This window comes from Pseudomonas sp. B21-012 (assembly GCF_024749305.1).
In the GTDB taxonomy this organism is placed as follows: Bacteria; Pseudomonadota; Gammaproteobacteria; order Pseudomonadales; family Pseudomonadaceae; genus Aquipseudomonas.
This window is the reverse complement of the sequence record NZ_CP087197.1, coordinates 3,941,171-3,961,687: the sequence shown is the minus strand read 5'-3', so window position 1 is coordinate 3,961,687 and position 20,517 is coordinate 3,941,171. Positions and strand designations below refer to the sequence as shown.

At 65.6% G+C, this 20,517-nt stretch carries 19 protein-coding genes; 12 read left to right on the top strand and 7 right to left on the bottom strand.

Going from position 1 to position 20,517, the window contains the following annotated elements:
* Positions 1 to 3 precede the first annotated feature (3 nt).
* Genes kdpB through LOY37_RS17930 form a run of 4 tightly spaced genes read left to right on the top strand, consistent with a single transcriptional unit; the run spans position 4 to position 5,993 of the window.
* Entirely contained in the window at positions 4 to 2,058 is a 2,055-nt protein-coding gene (gene kdpB, locus LOY37_RS17945; protein WP_258715436.1) for a potassium-transporting ATPase subunit KdpB, read from the top strand.
* 15 nt (positions 2,059 to 2,073) lie between these two features.
* Complete coding sequence (kdpC, locus tag LOY37_RS17940) at positions 2,074 to 2,634, top strand: potassium-transporting ATPase subunit KdpC (RefSeq protein WP_258715435.1); 561 nt, start codon at positions 2,074 to 2,076, stop codon at positions 2,632 to 2,634.
* 15 nt (positions 2,635 to 2,649) lie between these two features.
* Entirely contained in the window at positions 2,650 to 5,304 is a 2,655-nt protein-coding gene (locus tag LOY37_RS17935) for a sensor histidine kinase KdpD (RefSeq protein WP_258715434.1), read from the top strand.
* Complete coding sequence (locus LOY37_RS17930; RefSeq protein WP_213603759.1) at positions 5,301 to 5,993, top strand: response regulator; 693 nt, start codon at positions 5,301 to 5,303, stop codon at positions 5,991 to 5,993. Before LOY37_RS17935 ends, LOY37_RS17930 begins: the two co-directional genes overlap by 4 nt.
* Positions 5,994 to 6,053: 60 nt before the next feature.
* On the opposite strand, the gene LOY37_RS17925 is transcribed toward LOY37_RS17930, so the two are convergent.
* The gene (locus LOY37_RS17925) at positions 6,054 to 7,094 is read right to left on the bottom strand and encodes a patatin-like phospholipase family protein (protein ID WP_045194791.1); all 1,041 of its coding nucleotides are present in this window, start codon (positions 7,092 to 7,094) and stop codon (positions 6,054 to 6,056) included.
* 158 nt (positions 7,095 to 7,252) lie between these two features.
* Here LOY37_RS17925 and LOY37_RS17920 point away from each other — a divergent pair, with 158 nt between their 5' ends.
* From LOY37_RS17920 to LOY37_RS17910, 3 genes are all read left to right on the top strand, one after another.
* Positions 7,253 to 7,531 (top strand): hypothetical protein, encoded by a 279-nt coding sequence (locus tag LOY37_RS17920; protein ID WP_028941416.1) that lies wholly within the window; start codon positions 7,253 to 7,255, stop codon positions 7,529 to 7,531.
* A gap of 14 nt (positions 7,532 to 7,545) precedes the next feature.
* Entirely contained in the window at positions 7,546 to 8,316 is a 771-nt protein-coding gene (locus LOY37_RS17915; RefSeq protein WP_258715433.1) for a CHAD domain-containing protein, read from the top strand.
* 82 nt (positions 8,317 to 8,398) lie between these two features.
* Entirely contained in the window at positions 8,399 to 9,199 is an 801-nt protein-coding gene (locus LOY37_RS17910) for an acyl-CoA thioesterase II (RefSeq protein WP_258715432.1), read from the top strand.
* 6 nt (positions 9,200 to 9,205) lie between these two features.
* On the opposite strand, the gene LOY37_RS17905 is transcribed toward LOY37_RS17910, so the two are convergent.
* From LOY37_RS17905 to LOY37_RS17895, 3 genes are all read right to left on the bottom strand, one after another.
* Entirely contained in the window at positions 9,206 to 9,568 is a 363-nt protein-coding gene (locus LOY37_RS17905) for an Mpo1-like protein (protein ID WP_045194785.1), read from the bottom strand.
* 76 nt (positions 9,569 to 9,644) lie between these two features.
* A complete protein-coding gene (locus LOY37_RS17900) occupies positions 9,645 to 11,123 on the bottom strand; it encodes a methyl-accepting chemotaxis protein (protein WP_258715431.1) in 1,479 nt (492 codons plus the stop codon).
* 86 nt (positions 11,124 to 11,209) lie between these two features.
* Entirely contained in the window at positions 11,210 to 12,016 is an 807-nt protein-coding gene (locus LOY37_RS17895) for a TatD family hydrolase (protein WP_045194781.1), read from the bottom strand.
* 158 nt (positions 12,017 to 12,174) lie between these two features.
* On the opposite strand from LOY37_RS17895, the gene LOY37_RS17890 reads away from it, so the two are divergent.
* On the top strand, positions 12,175 to 13,596 hold the full coding sequence (locus LOY37_RS17890; RefSeq protein WP_258717208.1) for a transglycosylase SLT domain-containing protein: 1,422 nt from the start codon (positions 12,175 to 12,177) through the stop codon (positions 13,594 to 13,596).
* A gap of 570 nt (positions 13,597 to 14,166) precedes the next feature.
* Positions 14,167 to 14,475 (top strand): hypothetical protein, encoded by a 309-nt coding sequence (locus LOY37_RS17885; protein WP_045194777.1) that lies wholly within the window; start codon positions 14,167 to 14,169, stop codon positions 14,473 to 14,475.
* Positions 14,476 to 14,493: 18 nt separating this feature from the next.
* Here LOY37_RS17885 and LOY37_RS17880 read toward each other — a convergent pair whose 3' ends face one another.
* Entirely contained in the window at positions 14,494 to 15,711 is a 1,218-nt protein-coding gene (locus LOY37_RS17880) for a DUF3422 domain-containing protein (RefSeq protein WP_258715430.1), read from the bottom strand.
* Between the two features lie 152 nt (positions 15,712 to 15,863).
* Between LOY37_RS17880 and greB the strand changes: the two genes are divergently transcribed.
* Entirely contained in the window at positions 15,864 to 16,340 is a 477-nt protein-coding gene (gene greB / locus LOY37_RS17875; RefSeq protein ID WP_258607515.1) for a transcription elongation factor GreB, read from the top strand.
* Here the strand turns inward: greB and LOY37_RS17870 are convergent, their stop codons facing one another.
* Both LOY37_RS17870 and LOY37_RS17865 read right to left on the bottom strand, forming a co-directional pair.
* Positions 16,341 to 18,839 (bottom strand): ABC transporter permease, encoded by a 2,499-nt coding sequence (locus LOY37_RS17870; protein WP_045194764.1) that lies wholly within the window; start codon positions 18,837 to 18,839, stop codon positions 16,341 to 16,343.
* A complete protein-coding gene (locus LOY37_RS17865; protein WP_045194762.1) occupies positions 18,839 to 19,522 on the bottom strand; it encodes an ABC transporter ATP-binding protein in 684 nt (227 codons plus the stop codon). Before LOY37_RS17865 ends, LOY37_RS17870 begins: the two co-directional genes overlap by 1 nt.
* A gap of 10 nt (positions 19,523 to 19,532) precedes the next feature.
* On the opposite strand from LOY37_RS17865, the gene LOY37_RS17860 reads away from it, so the two are divergent.
* Positions 19,533 to 20,138 (top strand): arylesterase, encoded by a 606-nt coding sequence (locus tag LOY37_RS17860; RefSeq protein WP_176794241.1) that lies wholly within the window; start codon positions 19,533 to 19,535, stop codon positions 20,136 to 20,138.
* Between the two features lie 56 nt (positions 20,139 to 20,194).
* On the top strand, positions 20,195 to 20,476 hold the full coding sequence (locus tag LOY37_RS17855) for a hypothetical protein (RefSeq protein ID WP_010222548.1): 282 nt from the start codon (positions 20,195 to 20,197) through the stop codon (positions 20,474 to 20,476).
* Positions 20,477 to 20,517: the final 41 nt, after the last annotated feature.

The following is a 20,517-nucleotide window of genomic DNA, read 5'->3' as shown; positions in this document are numbered from 1 at the left end:
CTGATGAACATGCCGATTCCTGAAGTAAAGGCGCAGGCCCCCGAGGCTGCGCGCACTACCTTTGCCGCCCTGTGGCGCCCGGCGCTGGTGCAGGCCTTCGTCAAGCTCGACCCGCGCCAGCTCAAGCGCTCGCCGGTGATGCTGGTGGTGGAACTGACCGCAATCTTCACCACCTTGCTGTGCTTCGTGCCCGACAGCCGCGTGCCGACCGCCGTGGCGGTGCAGATCGCCCTGTGGCTGTGGTTCACGGTGCTGTTTGCCAACTTCGCCGAAGCCCTCGCCGAGGGCCGCGGCAAGGCCCGCGCCGACAGCCTCAAGGCCGGCAGCCAGGGCCTCAGTGCCCGCCGCCGGACGGCCTCGGGCAGCTTCGAGATTGTCCCGGCCACCAGCCTGCGCAAGGGCGATGTGGTCAAGGTCTCGGCCGGGGAGATGATCCCTGGCGACGGCGAGGTGCTCGAAGGTATCGCCGCGGTCAACGAGGCGGCGATTACCGGTGAGTCTGCGCCGGTGATCCGCGAGTCCGGCGGTGATCGTTCGGCGGTGACCGGCAACACCCGGTTGGTCTCCGACTGGCTGCTGATCAGCATCACCAGCAACCCCGGCGAGTCGACCCTGGACCGCATGATCGCCCTGGTCGAAGGCGCCAAGCGGCAGAAGACCCCCAACGAAATCGCCCTGGATATTCTGCTGATCGGCCTGACCCTGATCTTCCTGGTGGTTGTGGTGACCCTGCAGCCGTTTGCCCATTTCGCCGGTGGCAGCATCCCCCTGGTGTTCCTGGTGGCGCTGCTGGTCACGCTGATCCCGACCACCATCGGCGGCCTGCTGTCGGCCATCGGCATCGCCGGCATGGATCGCCTGGTACGCCTTAACGTCATCGCCCGTTCCGGTCGTGCGGTAGAAGCGGCAGGCGACGTGCATGTGCTGATGCTCGACAAGACCGGCACCATCACCTTCGGCAACCGCCGCTGCAGCGCCCTGCATGCTGCGCCCGGCGTCACCGCCCGCGAGCTTGGCGAGGGCGCCTTGCTGGCGTCGCTGGCCGACGACACCGCCGAAGGTAAATCGATTGTCGAATACCTGCGCCAGTTGCATGACTTCAACGAACCCAACGCCGAACAGTTCACGCCTGTAGCCTTCAGCGCCGAAACCCGGCTGTCCGGCATCGACTACCAGCAGCGTCGCTACCGCAAGGGCGCGGTGGACTCGGTGCTGGCCTTCGTCGCCATGCAGCGCCTGGAAATGCCCGCGCCCTTGGCCCGCGAAGTGGACAAGATCGCCCAGAGCGGCGGCACGCCCTTGCTGGTCTGCGCCGACAAGCGCCTGCTGGGGGTGATTCACCTCAAGGACGTGGTCAAGCCGGGCATCCGCGAGCGCTTTGCCGAATTGCGCAAGCTGGGTATTCGCACGGTGATGGTCACCGGTGACAACCCGCTGACCGCCGCCGCGATTGCCGCCGAAGCCGGGGTCGATGACGTGCTCGCCGAAGCCACCCCGGAGAAGAAACTGGCGCGCATTCGCCAGGAACAGAACGACGGCCGCCTGGTGGCGATGTGCGGCGACGGCGCCAACGACGCCCCGGCGCTGGCCCAGGCCGATGTCGGCATGGCCATGAACGACGGCACCCAGGCCGCGCGCGAGGCGGCCAACATGGTCGACCTCGACAGCGACCCGACCAAGCTGCTGGATGTGGTCCAGGTCGGCAAGGAGCTGCTGGTGACCCGCGGCGCGCTGACCACCTTCTCGATTGCCAACGACGTGGCCAAGTACTTCGCCATTCTTCCGGCGCTGTTCGCGGCGATCTACCCGCAACTGGGCGTGCTCAACCTGATGCACCTGAGCAGCCCGCAAAGCGCGATCCTCTCGGCGATCATCTTCAACGCCCTGATCATCGTCGTGCTGATCCCCCTGGCCCTGCGCGGGGTGCGGGTACAGGCGGCCAGCGCCGCCCACCTGCTGCGTCGCAACCTGCTGATCTATGGCCTGGGCGGGCTGATCGTGCCGTTCGCCGGGATCAAGCTGATCGACCTGTTGCTCACCGCCCTGAAGCTGGTCTGAACCAAGGAGATGACCATGACTAACCCTATTCGTCCGGCCCTGAGCCTGATCCTGTTGATGACATTGATCACCGGCGCGGTGTACCCGCTGGTGGTCACCGGGGTGGCCCAGCTGGCCTTCCCCGAGCAGGCCAATGGCAGCCTGCTGCGCGACGGCCAGGGCCAGGTGCGTGGCTCGCAGTTGATCGCGCAACGCTTCGAGGGTGACGCCTGGTTCCAGTCGCGGCCCTCGGCCGGTGACTACGCCACGGTATCGAGCAGCGCCAGCAACCTGGCGCCGAGCAACCCGGCGCTGGCCGAGCGGGTCAAGAGCAGCGCCGCGCAGTTGTATATCGAAGCGCAGGGGCCGGTGCCGCTGGCCTTGCTGACCACCTCCGGCAGCGGCCTGGACCCGCACCTGTCGCCGGCGGCGGTGGCTTACCAGCTGCCGCGGGTGGCGGCGGCGCGCAAGGTTGCCCCCGAGGCCTTGCAAGTACTGGTCGAGCAGTCCACCCTGCACCCCTTGATCGGCCCGCCGGTGGTCAATGTACTGGCCCTGAACAGCACCCTTGAGCAGCTGTCGCCGGCGTCGAAATAAGGACAGGCAGTGAGCATGAGCAATTCCGAACGCGCTGATGCGTTGTTGGCCGGGCTGCCGCGCGAAGGGCGCGGCCGGCTCAAGGTATTTCTGGGTGCGGCACCGGGGGTAGGCAAGACCTACGCCATGCTCCAGGCCGCCCATGCCCAGCTGCGCCAAGGCGTGGCGTTGCTGGCGGCGGTGGTCGAAACCCATGGCCGCGCCGAGACCGAGGCGCTGCTCGGCGGCTTGCCCCAGCAGCCGCTGCTACGCAGCGAATACCGCGGCATGCTGCTGGAAGAAATGGACCTCGACGGCCTGCTCAAGGCCCGTCCGCAACTGGTGCTGGTCGACGAGCTGGCCCACAGCAACGCCCCCGGCAGCCGCCATGCCAAGCGCTGGCAGGATGTCCAGGAACTGTTGGCCGCCGGCATCGACGTCTACACCACGGTCAACGTCCAGCACCTGGAAAGCCTCAACGACCAGGTGCGTGGCATTACCGGTGTGCAGGTGCGCGAAACCCTGCCCGACTGGGTGCTGCAGGAAGCCTTCGAACTGGTGCTGATCGACCTGCCGCCGCGCGAACTGCTCGAGCGCCTGCGCGAGGGCAAGGTCTACGTGCCGGAGCAGGCACGGGCGGCGATCGATGCATTCTTCACCCAGACCAACCTTACCGCCTTGCGCGAGCTGGCCATGCAAACCGCTGCGGCCCAGGTCGATGCCGACCTGGCCCACGGTTACCGCCAGCTTGGCCAGGATGCGCCGGCCTTGCGCGGGCGTTTGCTGGTTGGCGTCGATGGCGATGCCCAGGCCGAACGCCTGGTGCGTCACGCCAGCCGGGTGGCGCAGCGGCGTCATCTGCCGTGGACCCTGGTGCACGTCGACAACGGCCGGCTACGTGACGAAACCGCTCGCCAGCGCTTGCAGGCGGCCCAGCAACTGGCCGAACGGCTGGGCGGCGAAGTGGTGCTGCTGCGCGCCGGCGAGGTGGCCAAGACCCTGATCCAGCATGCCCTGGAACGCCGGGCCAGCCTGGTGCTGGTCGGCCAGTCGCGCGATCGCCTGCGCCGGCGGTTGTTCGGCGCTGGCGTGGCGACGCGCTTGCTGCGCGATGCCCACGGCCTGGAAATCAACGTGCTCGACCGCGACACTCAGCCCGAGCCGCCCAGTGCAGCGGCGAAAAAGGTCTGGGTCTGGCGTCATTACCTGTTGGCCTTCGCCGCCACGGTCCTGGCCACCGGCCTGGCCTGGGCGGTGGCCAGCGTGCTGGCGCTGCCGAACATTTCGCTGGTGTTCCTCGCGGCGGTGTTGCTGGTGGCGGTGCGCAGCAGCCTGGGCCCGGCATTGGCCTGTGCAGTGATGTCGTTTCTGGCCTATGACTTTCTGTTCATCCCGCCGAATTTCTCCTTCAGCATCCAGCGTGAAGAAGACGTACTGACCTCGCTGTTCTTCCTGTTGATGGCGGCGCTTACCGGCAACCTGGCGGCGCGCCAGCGCCGGCAATTGCAGGCTTTGCGCGAAACCCAGGAGCAGACCAGCCAGTTGCTCGACCTGTCGCGCAAGCTCACCGCTGCCACCGATCGCCAGGCGGTATTCACCGCCGCCGGCCAGCACCTGGATGGCTGGCAGGACCTGCAGGTGTGCCTGCTCGAGCGCGACGCCGAAGGCCATCTGCAGGTGGCCAGCGGCGGCAACCTGCAGTTCAGCGACAACGAGCGTGCCGCCGCCGACTGGGCCTGGCAGCACGACCAGGCGGCGGGTCTGGGCAGCGATACCCTGCCTAACGGTCGTTGGTGGTGGTGGCCGCTGTCGGTGGACGATGCGCGTCTGGCGCTGCTCGGCGTGCGCCCGCACAAGGGCGAGCAACTCACCGCTCAGCATCGGCGCCTGCTCAAGGCCCTGAGCCAGCCGCTGGCCCAGGCCCTGGCGCGGGCGCGCTTGGCCGAGCAGCTGGAATCGGCGCGTTTGCACGGCGAAACCGAGCAACTGCGCAGCGCCTTGCTGGCCTCGGTGTCCCACGACCTGCGCACGCCGCTGACCGCTATGCGCGGCAGCATCGACAGCCTGCTGGCCCTCGGCGAGGCGATCCCCAAGGCCGACCGCCAGGAACTGCTTGAAGGCACCCGCAATGAAGCCGAGCGCCTGGATCGCTATATCCAGAACTTGCTCGACATGACCCGCCTGGGCCATGGCGGCCTCAAGCTTGCGCGCGACTGGGTGGCGCCCAGCGACATCGTCGGCAGCGCCCTGAACCGCCTGCGGGTGGTGCTGGCGCCGTTGCAGCTGCGCACCGAAGTGCCGGCCGACCTGCCGCTGTTGTTCGTGCACGCGGCGTTGATCGAGCAGGCGCTGATCAATGTGCTGGAGAACGCCGCGCGCTTTTCGCCGGCGGCTGGCCGGCTTGATCTGCAGGTCAGCGTCGACGGCGAGTTGCTGTGCTGTGCCGTCAGTGATGAAGGCCCGGGCATTCCCGAAGCCGACCGCGAGCGGATTTTCGACATGTTCTACACCGCCGCGCGTGGTGACCGGGGCGGGCAGGGCACGGGGCTGGGCCTGGCGATCTGCCAGGGCATGATCGGCGCCCACGGTGGGCACATCCGCGTCGCTGACGGTATCGATGGCAAGGGCACCTGCATCACTCTATGCTTGCCGCTGCCGACCCAACCCGAGCCTGAAAGCGAAGCCCCATGAGCCAGAGCGCGACCCTGCTGGTCATCGATGACGAACCGCAAATCCGTAAATTCCTGCGTATCAGCCTGAGCTCCCAGGGCTATAAGGTAGTGGAAGCCGGCAGCGGCGCCGAGGGCCTGACCCAGGCGGCACTGGCGCGCCCGGACCTGGTGGTGCTTGACCTGGGCCTGCCGGACATGGACGGCCAGCAGGTGCTGCGTGAATTGCGCGAGTGGAGCGCGGTGCCGGTGCTGGTGCTGTCGGTGCGTGCCAGTGAAGTCCAGAAGGTCGAAGCCCTGGACAACGGCGCCAACGACTACGTCACCAAGCCCTTTGGCATTCAGGAATTCCTCGCTCGCGTACGCGCCTTGCTGCGCCAGGCGCCGCAGGCATCAGCCAGCGCCTCGGCGCTGAGCTTCGGGCCGTTGACCGTCGACCTGGCGTTTCGCAAGGTGACCCTGGACGGCGTCGAGGTGGCGCTGACGCGCAAGGAATATGCACTGCTGGCGCAGCTCGCCAGCCATCCCGGGCGGGTGATTACCCAGCAGCAACTGCTCAAGGACATCTGGGGGCCGACTCATGTCGACGACAGCCATTACCTGCGCATCGTCGTCGCCCATGTGCGCCAGAAGCTTGGCGATGACCCGACGGCGCCGCGGTTCATCGTGACTGAGCCCGGGGTGGGGTACAGGCTGATCGGACCGGAGTAGGGGCAAGCCCGCTCCCACAGCAAGTGTAGGAGCGGGCTTGCCCCGCGATGCTGTTAGTCATCAACGCCGCTCCGCTTCATAGTTATCCAGCGTGTCCCGGGCAATCTCCCGCCCCAGGGCGATCAGTTCCGGCGCCTTGTAGAACTCGAAAAACCGGCACACGCGCTTGGGCACGTTGATCAGTACATCCGGCGGGTAGCCGGCAATCTTGTACTGCGCAAGCGACGTTTGCATCACCTCGAAACTCTGGTTGATCAAGTCCAGCAATGACGCCGGCCCGACGTTGTCGATGATGAACGAACCGGTCGCCGATTTCGGCGCGCCTTCAATTTCTGGCGCTGCCGCCGGTTGCTGGGCTTCGGGGTCGGCAGCATCGCTGAGCCAGGGGTTGGGGATTTGCGCCGCCTCCGGTTGCAGGCCCTGCTCGATACGCATCAGTTGTTCGGCCGGTTTGCGCCGGAACGGCAAGTGCGAACCCAGCGAATTGATCAGGTTGTCAAAGCGCAGCTTGAACGCCGCCGGGCGTTCGATCACTGGCAACTGGTACTGCTTCTGGTTGGTCGAGTTGAGGTTCACGGCGATGATCAGGTCGCAGTGGCTGGACACCACCGGGATGATCGGCAAGGGGTTGAGGATGCCGCCGTCGACCAGCATGCGATTGCCTTGCACCACGGGCGTGAACAGGCTGGGGATCGCCGCCGAGGCGCGCATGGCCTGGTGCAGGCAGCCTTCCTGAAACCAGATTTCCTGCTGGTTGGTAAGGTCGGTGGCCACTGCCGTGTAGGGGATGCGCAGGTCTTCGATGTTGATCTCGCCGACGATCTTGCGGATCTGGCCGAAGACTTTCTCGCCACGGATCGCCCCCAGGCGAAAGCTCACGTCCACCAGGCGCAGGACGTCGAGGTAGTCCAGGCTTTCAATCCAGTTGCGGTATTCATCGAGCTTGCCGGCGGCATAAATTCCGCCAATCACCGCGCCCATGGAGCAGCCGGCGATACAGGCGATGTCATAGCCACGGCGTTCGATTTCCTCGATCACGCCGATGTGTGCATAGCCCCGGGCCCCGCCCGAACCCAGAACCAGTGCGACGCGTTTTTTCATGATGCTTCCCCGGTGTTCTGCTTCCATGGTCTAACAATGCGCCCAATTGTGTCTGTGCTTCAATCGTCACTGGCACTGGGCTACGCTGAACAGGGCACTTTTCTCGCTGTTTACCGTCGAAGTCGCCACCCTGAACTTTTTCTTTTGAGGTATTGCCGATGAAAGCCTGGATTTGCCTGCCCCTGATTGCCCTGGTTCTGACCGGTTGCGCTGGCAAGACAGCCTACCGCGACAGCTGCGCCAATCAGCTGGACTCGGCCTGGAAGGAGCTCGACCTGGCCAAGGCCGAAGGTTTCGCCGGTACTGTCAGTTATTCAAAAGCCCTGTCGTTGTTGACCGGGGCCAAGACCCAGCAGCAGTTCGAAGCGTTCGAGGGCTGCAGCAAGAAGGCCGAGAAGGCTCGCTTCTACATTCGTGAATCTCGCGCCGGGCGCTGATACAGGAGTAGACCATGTCGTCGGCCATGCTCGACCACGTCATTGCCCAGGTGCTGAGCCTGCAGGTGCGCCTTTTGGCCTGCCAGGCGCGCCTGGTTGCCGATACCGACAGCGAGGCGCTGCACGACCTGCGCATCGGCGTGCGGCGCTTGCGCAGTGTGTTGCGACCGTTACGGGCACTGCCCGGTGTCGATCAGCTGGAAGGTGCGGCCAAGGCCCTGGGCAGCTTGACGACGCCGTTGCGTGACCGTGAGGTACTGGCCGCGCAGCTGCTTGAGCGCCAGCAAGTGGCCGCGGCGCAGGCACGCCTGGCCCAGCGCCGGCAAACCTTCGCCAGCGTTGCCGCCAGTGCCGAACTGGCGCGCCTGCTGGCGATCATCGACGCCTTCCCGGTGTTCCTGCGCGCCGCCCAGCGCCAGGGCTTGATCCGCCGGCTGCAACAGCGCATCGACAAACGCCTGGTAAAACAGTGGAAGCAACTGCGTCAGGCCCTCGACGACCCGGCCCACGACCGCCATCGTCTGCGCCTGCTGATCAAACGGGTGCGCTACGCGGCTGAAGCCTACCCGCAACTGCAGCACTCCAACTCGCGCCTGCAAAAGGCTCTCAAGCGTGCCCAGAGTGACCTGGGCAGTTGGCACGACCTGTTGCAGTGGCTGCTGCAGGCCGAGCAGCAACGCGATCTGGCGCCGTGCGTCAGCCATTGGCAAGCGCAGTTGGCCAAAGCCGAACAAGGCGCCGACGCCACCCTCGAACGCCTGCAGGCGCAGCTTGCGCAGCGATAGCCCGCTGAAATGGCCGAAATGCGTGCTGTAGACCGCTTGCTGGCTGGTTAAGATCAGTTTTTTCCTGATCGCTGAGGTCGGCATGAACTTCTCACAATTGCTCACGGCGGTCCGCCAGCATCCCCAGTCGGTAGTTATTGATTCCAGCTGGGCCCAGGGCCGCGCCTGTTTCGGCGGGCTGATGGCGGCCTTGCTGTATGAGGCCATGCTGGCCAAGACCTCGCCGGGGCGCCCGGTGCGTTCCCTGGCCATCACCTTTGTCGGCCCGGCCGAGCCGCAAATGCCGATCAGTTTTGAAGTGGAACTGCTGCGCGAAGGCAAGGCGGTCAGTTCGCTGCTGGGCCGCGCCGTGCAGAACGGCCAGGTGGTTACCCTGATGCAGGGCAGCTTTGGCAGCGGCCGCGATTCGCTTATCGATGTTCCGGCCTTGCCGGCGGTAGACATGAAGCCGCTCGAGCAGTCGAGCACGGAGTTGCCGTACATCAAGGGCGTGACCCCCGAGTTCATGCGCCATGTGTCGCTGCGCTGGGCCATCGGCGGCATTCCGTTCAGCAACAACAAGTCCCGCGACATGGGCGGCTGGGTGCGTTTTCGCGACAGCGAACGGGAAGAGCCGATCAGCGAGGCGCACTTGCTGGCGCTGGTCGATGCCTGGCCGCCGACCTTGCTGTCACACCTGAACAAGCCGGCGGCTGGCAGCACCCTGACCTGGACCATCGAGTTCATCCAGCCGGTGGCGAGCCTGACCACCCTGGACTGGTGCCGCTATCACGTCGAAACCGAACATGCCCGCGATGGTTACGGGCATGCGGCGGCTGTGCTGTGGAGCGACAAGGGCGAGTTGCTGGCGCTCAGCCGCCAGACCGTAACAGTGTTCGGCTGACGCCACTCAATGCCGGTGGCGGTCGCGCCAGGCGCGCCACCAGGCACCGCTGAGCACAAAGCGCGGGAAGGTGATGAACTGCTCCACCAGCAGGCGGCCGATGGCGTCCTGGCGGTTGGCGAACGGCTCGGGTTGCTGGGCCTCCAGGCGATGCCCCTGGCGTTGCAGGCCGAGCCCGGCGATCAGGGCGATGATGCCCACCGCCAGTTGCCCCAGGTCCAGCGAGAACAAACCGGACAGCACTAGCAGCACGCCGAGGATGAACAGCGGCACGGCAATCAGGTGCAGCACCAGGTTGGTCGGGTTGCGGTGGTTGTGGTGGTAGCCACGCCATTGCCAGGCGGGCAGGTTGGGCAGGCGTTTGCTCATGGAAATGTTCCTCAGGGTCTTGCCTGAAGAATAGTGCGGCCCCGGTGAAGGGGCCAATCGATGGCGGCTATGACGCCTATAGCTTGAGCTGACCGATGGCCTTGTTCAGCTCACCGGCCAGGGTCGCCAGCTCGCTGCTGGTGGTGGCCGAGTCGACAGTCTGCTGTACGGTCTCTTCGGTCACATCGCGGATGCTTACCACTGCCCGGTTCATTTCTTCGGCCACCTGGCTTTGCTGCTCGGCGGCCACGGCAATTTGCGTGTTGCTTTCGCGCATCTGTGCCACCGCGCTGGTGATTTCCGCCAGGGCAGCGCCGGCTTCCTGGGCCTGCTGCACGCAGTCGTCAGCCTTGAACGAGCTTTCCTGCATGAAGTCCACGGCGTCGCGGGTACCGGCCTGCAGTGCCGAGACCATGGTGGTGATTTCGTCGGTGGAGGCCTGTACGCGCTTGGCCAGGTTGCGCACCTCGTCGGCGACCACGGCAAAGCCGCGGCCCAGGTCACCGGCACGGGCGGCCTCGATGGCAGCGTTGAGGGCCAGCAGGTTGGTCTGCTCGGCAATGCTGTGGATCACCCCGACCACGCCGTTGATCTTCTGGCTGTCGTCGGCCAGTTGGCGAATCATCTCGGCGGTCTGCTGCACGCCGCTGGACAGCCCGGCAATCGAGGTCTGCACCCGGCTGACCACCTCCTGGCCACTGCCGGCCAGGGAGTCGGCGCTCTGCGACAGGTCGCGGGTGGCACCGGCGTGCTGGGCAATGTGGTAGACCGTGGCAGTCATTTCGTTGATGGCGGTGGCGGCCTGGTCGGTTTCGCTCTGTTGGCCGAGCATGCCGTGGCGCACATCGTTCATGCTCGCGGCCAGGCGCGCGGCGCCGGAATCCAGCTGCGCGGCGGTGCGCGCGACGGTGTTGACCACCCGGTGGTAGGTGGTTTGCATGGCGTTGAAGGCGCTGGCCATCTGTCCGACTTCATCGCCGCAAGCCAGCGGCACGCGGGCCGACAGGTCGCCGGTTTTTTCCACGTGCAGCATCACGTCCTTGAGGGTGTTGAGCTGGCTGAGCAGAAAGCGGATCAACAATTGCGAGGCACAGAGCATCGCCAGCATCAGGATCAGTACGCACACGGCGTAGTTGGTGAAGCGGTCGGTGAACACCTGGATCAGGCTGGGGGAGGGGGCGAGCACGGCAATCTGCTGGTCACCGCGGCTGATCACCTGGGCGCCGGTCAAAGGGTTCTCACCCAGCAACGGCAAGCCTTCGAGTTCGACCCAGCCTTGGGCCGTGGCCAGCGCATCGAGGCTTTGCCCTTCGAATTGTGGCGCCTGGCCGGGGCTGTAGGTCAGCCACAGGGCGTTGCTCGGCAAAGTTTGCCCGGCAGGCCAGGCGGCCAGCAACTGCGCCTCGGCTTCAGCTTTGCTTTGGGCGGTCTGGGCCCGCGCCTGTTGTTCCAGGTGCACGGCATACAGCACCAGAAACAACGTGGTGACAAAGGCGACCGCGTTCACGGCCCAGAACTTGTATTTCAGGGAGATATTGCTAAGCCAGGCACCCATGGTAGGTCTTCTCTGATTGAGCGGAAACATTGTTGGCAAGGTGCCATCATTGTGCCGACTCGATCATCAAGACGTCTTGATATGCGTCAAATAATCGCGGGCAGGTTAAAGAAGGCCCGTGCCGTGGCGGTGCTGTGGGCGGCCAGTTGCTCGACGCTTTCGCCACGGTGCAGGGCCACTTCACGCAGTACTTCGGTGAGGAACGCCGGTTCGTTGCGCCCGCTTTTCGGTTTGGGCCGCAGGCTGCGCGGCAGCAGGTAGGGCGCATCGCTTTCGAGCATCAGGCGGCCTTGGGGGATGCTGCTGACCAGTGGGTGCAGGTGGGTGCCGCGGCGCTCGTCGCAGATCCAGCCGGTGATGCCGATGTGCAGGTCCAGGTCCAGGTAGCCGAACAACGCTGCGCGCTCGCCGGTAAAGCAGTGCACTACCGCTGCCGGCAGGCGGTCGCGAAAGTCCTTGAGGATCGCCAGCAGGCGTTCGCTGGCGTCGCGCTCGTGGAGGAACACCGGCATCTGCAACTCGACCGCCAGGGCCAGTTGCTCTTCCAGGGCCTTTTCCTGCTGCGGGCGCGGCGAAAAATCGCGGTTGAAATCCAGCCCGCATTCACCCACGGCCTGCACCCGCGGCTGCTCAAGCAAGGCCCGTAACTGACGGCTACTGGCACTGCTCCAGCTGCTGGCGTCATGGGGGTGCACGCCTGCGGTGCTGAACAGGTGCTGGGCGCTTTCATCGAGTTGCTGGCACAGCTCCAGGGCCTGTTCGCTGCCCTCAAGGCTGGTGCCGGTGACCATCATCTGCACCACCCCGGCGGCCAGGGCGCGTTCGAGAATTGCCTGGTGTTTGTCGGCAAAACTTGGGTTGGTCAGATTGACGCCGATGTCGATGAGTTGCATGGTGCTACCTCAGGCCGGAAGCCGGCCAGCATAACAAAGCTCGACCGAAATCGATAAAGCCAAGAACTTCAACGAGTTGTCGTGGTCTTTTGCGGTCAATTGTCATGGAACGACTGCAAACTATGGCGCCAACCCCACACGCGCGGACCTCGCAACGGATGACCCGAGCGCTGTTTTTGTTGATCGTGCTGAGCTTCTCGCTGCTGCCTGCCGGGCCGGCCAGCGCGCGTCTGGCCGGGCCGCAACAGGCGGTACCCAAGACCCCGGCGCGCGACCTTGCGCAAATCCGCAGCAGCCGGGTACTGAAGGTGCTGGTCAACCAGAGCCGCAACAGCTCCGGCGAAGTCAAGGGCGAGCCGGTGGGGGTCGAGTATCACCGCCTGCGCGCGTTCGAGCATTACCTCAATGCCCGCGCCCGTGATGGCGAGGAAATCCGCCTGAAGATCATCCCTCGCGCCAAAGACCAGTTGCTGGCCGCCTTGCAGCGCGGCGAAGCCGACCTGGTGGCGCCTGGCGAGCTGGTCGACCCGACCTCTACCCGCGGTCTCAGCGCCAGCGACCCGGTAGTCGACAAGGTGCCGCTGGTGCTGGTCGGGCGCAAGGGCGAGCGCAGCGTCCAGCGCGTCGAGCAGTTGTCCGGGCGTACCCTGGCGCTGACCAGCTCCAGCGCGGCCGGCGACACCCTGCACGAGATCAATCAGAAACTGGCCCTGCGTAAGCTTGCGCCGATCAAGGTTGAGTGGGTCGACCCGACGCTGGCCGTGGAAGACGTGCTGGAGATGGTCCAGGCCGGGATCTTTCACCTGACCGTGGTCGAGCAGCCAATTGCCGAACGCTGGGCCAAGGTCATGCCCAAGCTGCGGGTCGAGCGCAAACTGCACCTGGCCAGCCCCGAGGCCATGCGCTGGTACGTGCGCCGGGATGCGGTGATGCTGCACGCCAGCGTCGATCGTTTTTTGCAGGGCTACAAGGCGCCGGCCAACCAGGACGCAGCGTTCGAGCGGATCTACCGGCGCCTGTACCGGGTGCACAACCCGTTGGCGCGTAGCGACCGCAAGCGCCTGGAGGCCTTGCGCCCGGTGCTGCAGCGCCATGCCAGCGCTCAGAACATCGATTGGCTGAACCTGGCGGCGGTGGCCTTCAAGGAGTCGGCCCTGGACCCCAGCGCGCGCGGCGCCGGTGGCGCTCATGGGCTGATGCAGATCACTCCCAGTGCCGCCCAGCGGGTCGGGGTGAGCAATATTTCCAATGTCGATGGCAATGTTCAGGCCAGCGCCCGCTATATGGCGCTGATCCGGCGCAAGTTCTTTGCCAGTAACCAGCTCAACGAGCGTGAGCGCATGGCCTTCACTCTGGCGGCCTACAACCTGGGGCCGGAGCGGGTTCAGGCGATGCGCGCCGAGGCCCGGCGGCGGGGGCTCAATGGTAATCAGTGGTTTTTCCAGACCGAGCGCATTGCCATGGAGCAGGTGGGCATGGGGCCGGTGAGCTATGTGAACAGTGTCAACAAGTACTTCCTGGCGTTTGATCGGGAGCGGGCTTCGCTGGAGCCCAAAGGGGGGAAAGGTAATGGGCGTTAGTAATGGGGTGTTTGGAATGGCTCATTAAGGGTCCGGATGGGGCGGGGATGCTGAGTCACCTTTGCGCCCTTACGGCGCCTTACTTTTTTCAGTCGAAAAAAAAGTAAGCAAAAATTCTTGCCCCATCAGGGGCCCTGCGCTGCGCTTCGGGTCCCCTCGCTCCGGTGTCGCTACGGGGCATTGCGAACTACGAGTTGCAAGCAACTCTACGTTTCGCAACTTCGGCTATCGCCGAAGGTGCTGCGCACTCGCCCCTTCGCAACACCTACACTCGGCCCTTCTGGTTAACGGGGCCGGTGGATCAAGATCAAGAGCAGATCAAGATCAGGAGCACAATTCGCTTCGCTCTTGCTGAGCGCGGCTTGTCGAAATTCCGGGGTTTTTTAGTCCCAGGGCCGTTGACATTCCACCCGCAGCGCCTCTAGGATGCTGACTTGCGCCGATTTAAACAGCTACTTGCGGGGCGCAGGGTTACCTCTTCGGGGGTTTCACCAAATACCGCTAAAACGCTGGTTCGGTGACGCCTCCCACCGCAGCCCAGCGGGTTTTGCGAGGCGGAGATCTAACCCCATGAGTTGTCCACGTTCCAGTGTTTGCCTGACCCCGTTGCCCGCCAGCCAAGGCACGCGCACACCGCGTATTCTTTTGGGCGGCAGCCATCAGCCAACCCTCCTGCGCTACCTTGACGGCTGGCCGCGTCGCAACAGCCGCAACACTGCCTTCCTTATCCAGTTCGCCGACAGCCGTGATTCCCTTGGCCAGTTTGCCAACGACCGTTTCGATCTCGCCGTGATCCAGTCGCCCAGCGCCGACGACGCTGCCGAAGTTATCGGCCACCTGACCCGCGTCGCCCGCCAGGGTTTGATCACCCGGGCCTGAACAGCCCGGGCCCGGGCGTCAATGCGCCTTGGCTTTCCTGATCCGTAGCAAAATCACCAGCAGGGTCAATATCACCACCGGCGCCATGCCCAGCAGCGCTTCGCGGGCAGTGATCTGTGCGCCGAGGGTGTGCAGGCCGGCATAAAAGAGCTTGAACAGGCTCAGCAGGTAGTAGCTGATGGCGATGATCGACAGGCCTTCGACTGCCCGCTGGATCTTGATCTGGGTGTCGGCGCGGGCGTTGAGGCTGCGCAGGATCTCGGCATTCTGTTCTTCCATCTCCACCTGCACCCGCGCCTGCAACAGGTCGCCGAGGTTGGCGACGCTTTCGGCCAGGTGCTCCAGACGCTGCTCGCTGGCCGCGCAGTAACGCACGGTGGGCTTGAAGCGCCGCTCGATGAACACCCCCAGGCGCTGGCAATCGCCGACATGGCTCTCGCGCAGTTCGCCCAGGCGTTCGAACACCAGTTGCGCATAGGCCTGGGTGGCGCTGAAGCGGTGGCGGTGCTTGACCGTGCTGCCGACCACCTGGCGCGACAACTGGGCGATATCGGCCAGCAGCGCCTTGGCGTTGCCGCCGTCGCTGCTGACGTTACGCTCCGACAGGCTCACCAGTTTACGGTCATAGGCGTCCAGTTGCGGGCCCAGGGCCTTGGCGGCGGTCAGCGACAATGACGCCATCATCCGGTAGGTCTCGATCTCCAGCAGGCGGCGGATCATGCGCCCCTGGCGGTAAGCATTGAGCCTGCGGTTGATGAACAGGAAGCGGTTGGTGCCATCGGCGGTCAGGCGAAAATCGCTCCACACCACGGCATCGCCGCCGCCCACGCACGAGCCGCTGGGGTCCTTGAAACCGTAACGGCTGAGGTCGAGGTCGTGTTCATCGCGTACCAGCACCTGCACCGAGTTGATCATCTGCTCACGGTAGGGCTCCACACCTGCAGCCAGAGCCGCCGGCAGGGTACTCCAGTGCAGCTCGGCGCTGGCGGCGGGCACCACCAGCGTCAGGGTGAAGAACTCGGAATGGCGCTCCCATTTGAACGGATGGCCGTCCAGCGTGGTGATGCCCTGGGCGGCATCGGGCTCGAAGGCGCCCGGGCAGCAACGTTGCAACAGGGTATTGCAGTCGGCATCGGCGCCGAGAAACGCCAGGTGGAAAACATGCGCGGGCTCATCGAAATACAGCGACGGGCGGGCGTGCAACTCGTTGTGCAAGGCGGTGCGTTGGGCGTGCATGCGGGTCAGACCGTATTGTTGTGGTTGTCTGCGGTTTCACTCTTGGGACTGGAACCGACAGGCACAAGTCACGTGCAGTTGCGCCGTGCTTCGACAGGGTTGATGATCAGGCCCTGCAAGCCACTCAGTCAGCCTGGAAGCGAGAATTTTTGTTGAGTACGCAAATCATCACGAAGGAAGGTCACGAAGCGCTCAAACAGGAGCTGGACCATCTGTGGCGGGTCAAGCGCCCCGATGTCACCCAGAAAGTCACCTGGGCAGCGTCGCTGGGCGATCGCAGCGAGAACGCCGATTACCAGTACAACAAGAAGCTCTTGCGCGAGATCGACCGCCGCGTGCGCTACCTGCGCAAACGCCTGGAAGACATGCGCGTGGTCGACTATTCGCCAGAGCAGGAAGGCCGGGTGTTTTTCGGCGCCTGGGTCGAAATCGAGAACGAGGAGGGCGAGAGCAAGCGCTTTCGCATCGTTGGCTACGACGAGATCTACGGGCGCATGGACTACATCTCGATCGACTCGCCCATGGCCCGCGCCTTGCTGAAAAAAGAGGTCGGCGATGAAGTCATCGTCCAGACCCCTTCCGGCGAGATGTGCTGGTGGGTCAACGCCATCGACTACGTCAAACCCTGATCAGCCCTCGCGCAGTACCGCCAGCGGGCTGGCATTGAGCGCCCGGCGCGTGCCGTAGACCCCGGCACCGCCGACCAGCAGGGCGCCGAGGACCGGCAGCAACAGCAGCCATGGGTGCGGGCTCCAGTGCAGGTCGAAGGCGTAGCGGTACAGCACCAGGGTGATCAGCTCGCAGCCAATCGCCGCCAGCAGGCCGCTGGCCGCCCCGAGCAAGCCAAACTCGATGCGTCGGGCCTTGACCAGCAAACCGCGCCCGGCGCCCAGGGCGCGCAGCAGGGCGCCCTGGCGAATACGCTCGTCGAGGGTCGCCTGCAAACCGGCGAACAGCACCGCCAGGCCCGCCGCCAGCACGAACAACAGCACGTACTCCACCGCCAGGGTGACCTGGGCGAGGATGCTGCGCAGTTGTTCCAGCAACGCATCGACCTGAAGGATGGTCACCGCCGGGAACGCCCGCGACAGCGCTACCACCTGCTGGTCATGCCCGGGGGCCAGGTAGAAGCTGGTGAGGTAGGTGGTCGGCAGGTCCTGCAGGGTCTGAGGCTGGAAGATCATGTAGAAGTTGGGCTGGAAACTGTCCCAGTTGACCGTGCGCAGGCTGCTCACCTGCACCTGGCGTTGCAGGCCGCCGATGCTGAAGGTCAGCTGGTCACCGAGTTTGAGCTTGAGGCTCAGGGCCAGTTCGGCTTCCACCGAGACGCCGGGCAGGGCATCGGCCGGCGGTTGGGCCTGCCACCACTGGCCTTCGCTCAGGGTGTTGCCCTGGGGCAGGTCGGCAGCCCAGGTCAGGCTCAGGTCGCGCTGCACCGCGCGGTCGCCGGTGGATTCCTTGCTGACGATCTGTTGCACCGGCTCGCCGTTGATTGCGGTCAGGCGTCCGGGGATGACCGGGTACAGCGGCGCGGCTTCGGCGGAGAACTCGCTCAGGCGCTGGGCGAAGCTGTTCTTGTCGTCGGGCAGGATGTTCAGGGCGAAGTAGTTGGGGGCGTCCTTGGGCAGCTGGTTCTGCCAGGTGTCGAGCAGCTCGGCGCGCAGCAGGGCAATCAGCGCCATGGCCAGCAGGATCAGGCCGAAGGCCAGCGATTGCCCGGCCGCCGCCAGCGGATGGCGCAGCAACTGGCCAAGGCCCAGGCGCCAGGCCAGCGGGCTGCCGGCGAGCAGGCGGCGCAGGCTGCGCAGGCCGAGCAACAGCAGGCCGCCCAGCAGCAAGGCGGCCACCAGGCCACCGCCGAGCAGGGCGAAGGTCAGCAGCAGGTCGAGGCTCAGCCGCCACATGATCAGCCCGAGGGCGAACAGTGCGGCGCCATACACCAGCCAGCTGCTGGCCGGTACCGGCAGCAGGTCGCGGCGCAATACCCGCAGCGGCGGCACCCGGCCCAGGGCGGCCAGCGGCGGCAGGGCGAAACCGGCCAGGGCCACCAGGCCGGTGGCAATCCCGGCCAGGGCCGGGCCGATGCCGCCAGGTGGGATCTGCGCCGGCATCAACCCCTGCAGCAACTGGAACAGGCCCAGTTGGGCCAGCCAGCCGAGCGCCGCGCCACACAGCGCAGCGATGCTGCCAAGAATCGCCAGTTGCAGGCAGAACAGGCTCAGCGCCTGGCGCCGCGACAGGCCCAGGCAGCGCAGCAGGGCGCTGGCATCGAAACGGCGGGTAGCGAAGCGGCTGGCCGACAGGGCCACGGCGACACCAGCGAGCAGCACTGCCACCAGGCTGGCCATGTTCAGGTAGCGTTCGGCCTTGCCCAGGGCGCCGCCGATTTGCTGGTTGCCATCGCGCGAATCCTGCAGGCGCTGGTTGGCGGCAAGGTTTTTACTCACCGCGTCACGGTAGCTGGCCAGGGCTTCGGGCTCGCCGCGCCAGAGTTCGCGGTAGCTGACCCGGCTACCCGGTTGCACCACCCCGGTGGCCTCAAGGTCGGCAAGGTTGATCAGTACCCGTGGGGTCAGGCTATAGAAGTTGCCGGCGCGGTCGGGCTCGTAGGTCAGTACCCGGCTCATGCGCAGGGTTTTCATGCCGACATCGATGCTGTCGCCGATCTTCAGCTCCAGCGCTGCCAGCAGCCGTGGCTCGACCCAGGCCTCGCCCGGTGCCGGGCCGCCACCGGCGGTTTCGCTGGCATAGGGTTCGGCGGCGCTGCGCAGCTCACCGCGCAGCGGATAACGGTCGTTGGCCGCCTTGATGCTCGACAGCTGGATGCCGTTGTCGGTGGCGATCACGCTGGAGAACTCGACCACCTGGGCATGCTGCAGGCCCAGGGCGGTGCCGCGGCTGATCTGCTCGGGGGCGGCCGGCGAGCTGCCCTGCAGCACCAGGTCGGCGCCGAGGAATTCGGTGGCGCGCAGCAGCATGGCGCCATTGAGGCGGGCGCCGAAGTAGCCGATCGCGGTACTGGCCGCCACCGCCACCAGCAGGGCGAAGAACAGCACGCGCAACTCGCCGGCGCGGGCGTCGCGCAGCAACTGGCGCAGGGCCAGGGGGAACAACGGCAGGCGTTTCATCAGGGCTCCAGCGGCGCGACCAGGTGGCCGGCGTCCAGGCGGATCAGGCGACGGCAGCGCTGGGCCAGGCGTTCGTCATGGGTGACCAGTACCAGGGTGGTGCCGCGCTCCTTGTTCAGTTCGAACAACAGGTCGCTGATGCGCTCGCCGGTGTGGCTGTCGAGGTTGCCGGTCGGCTCGTCGGCAAACAGCACCGCAGGCTCGGCGGCAAAGGCGCGGGCGATGGCCACCCGTTGCTGCTCGCCACCGGACAACTGGCGCGGCGAGTGGCTCAGGCGCTGGCCCAGGCCGACCCGTTCGAGCAGGCTGCGGGCGTGCTCGCGGGCATCGCGGCGACCGTCCAGCTCCAGCGGCAGCATGACGTTCTCCAGGGCGTTGAGGCTGTCGAGCAACTGGAACGACTGGAACACGAAGCCGACATGCTCGGCCCGCACCCGTGCGCGCTGGTCTTCATCGAGCGGACCGAGGTCGTGGCCGGCCAGGGTCACGGAGCCTGCGCTAGGCAGGTCGAGGCCGGCCAGCAGGCCGAGCAGGGTCGATTTGCCCGAGCCCGAGGCGCCGACGATGGCCAGGCTGTCGCCTTGTTTCAATTCCAGCGAGAGTTCGTGCAGGATGGTCAGGTCGCCTTCCGCGCTGGGGACCACTTTGCTAAGGTTGCGCGCACTGAGAATGCTGGGGCCCATGGAGAATCCGATGCGAGTGTGGTTATTGAGTGCTGGCCTGGCCTTGATGTGCCTGGCCCAGGGCGCAGCCGCGGGGACCGTGCTGATTGTCGGCGATAGTATCAGTGCCGCTTTCGGCCTGGATACCCGCGAGGGGTGGGTTGCCTTGCTGGAAAAACGCCTGAAGAGCGAGGGTTTCGACGCCAAAGTGATCAATGCCTCGATCAGCGGCGACACCAGTGCCGGCGGCCAGGCGCGGCTGCCGGCGCTGCTTGCAGAGCACAAGCCGGAGCTGGTGGTGCTCGAATTGGGCGGCAACGATGGCCTGCGCGGGCAGCTGCCAACGCAATTGCAACAAAATCTTGCCTCGATGATCGACCGCTCGCGGGCTGCCGGCGCCAAGGTGCTGTTGCTGGGCATGCGCCTGCCGCCCAACTATGGCAAGCGTTACAACGAGGCTTTTGCCCAGGTGTATGAAAACCTGGCGACGGAAAAACAGGTGCCGCTGGTGCCGTTTTTCCTCGAAGGGGTGGGCGGTGTACCCGAGCTGATGCAGGGCGATGGCATCCATCCGGCGCAGGGCGCCCAGGCCAGGTTGCTGGAAAATGCCTGGCCGCAACTAAAACCGCTGCTTTGACGCTTTTATAGTGACCGGCTTTCGGCTAATGTTGCGCCCCCGATTTGGAGCCCCCGATGCCGCGTCCCGCCTGGTCCCTGTATGCCTATCAATTGATCGAGCCTGACGAACAGCTTGACCTGTTCGCCTGCCAGGAGATCCGCGTCCACCTGGTAGCCCGCCAGCTCGAGCTCGGTGGCTCGGCCGACCGCACCCTCTGCGGCACCCTGTTGCCGGCGCAACCGCGCTGGTCGCAGGCCGAGCGCAGCATCTACCGTGACCGCCGCCTGTGCTCGCTGTGCCGGGCGATTCTCGATGCCCAGCGCCGTGGCACGCGGCCAGTGTGGCCCGAGCTGTAACGCGCTGATATAACCTTTCATCCCCTGCACCGCCAACTGCG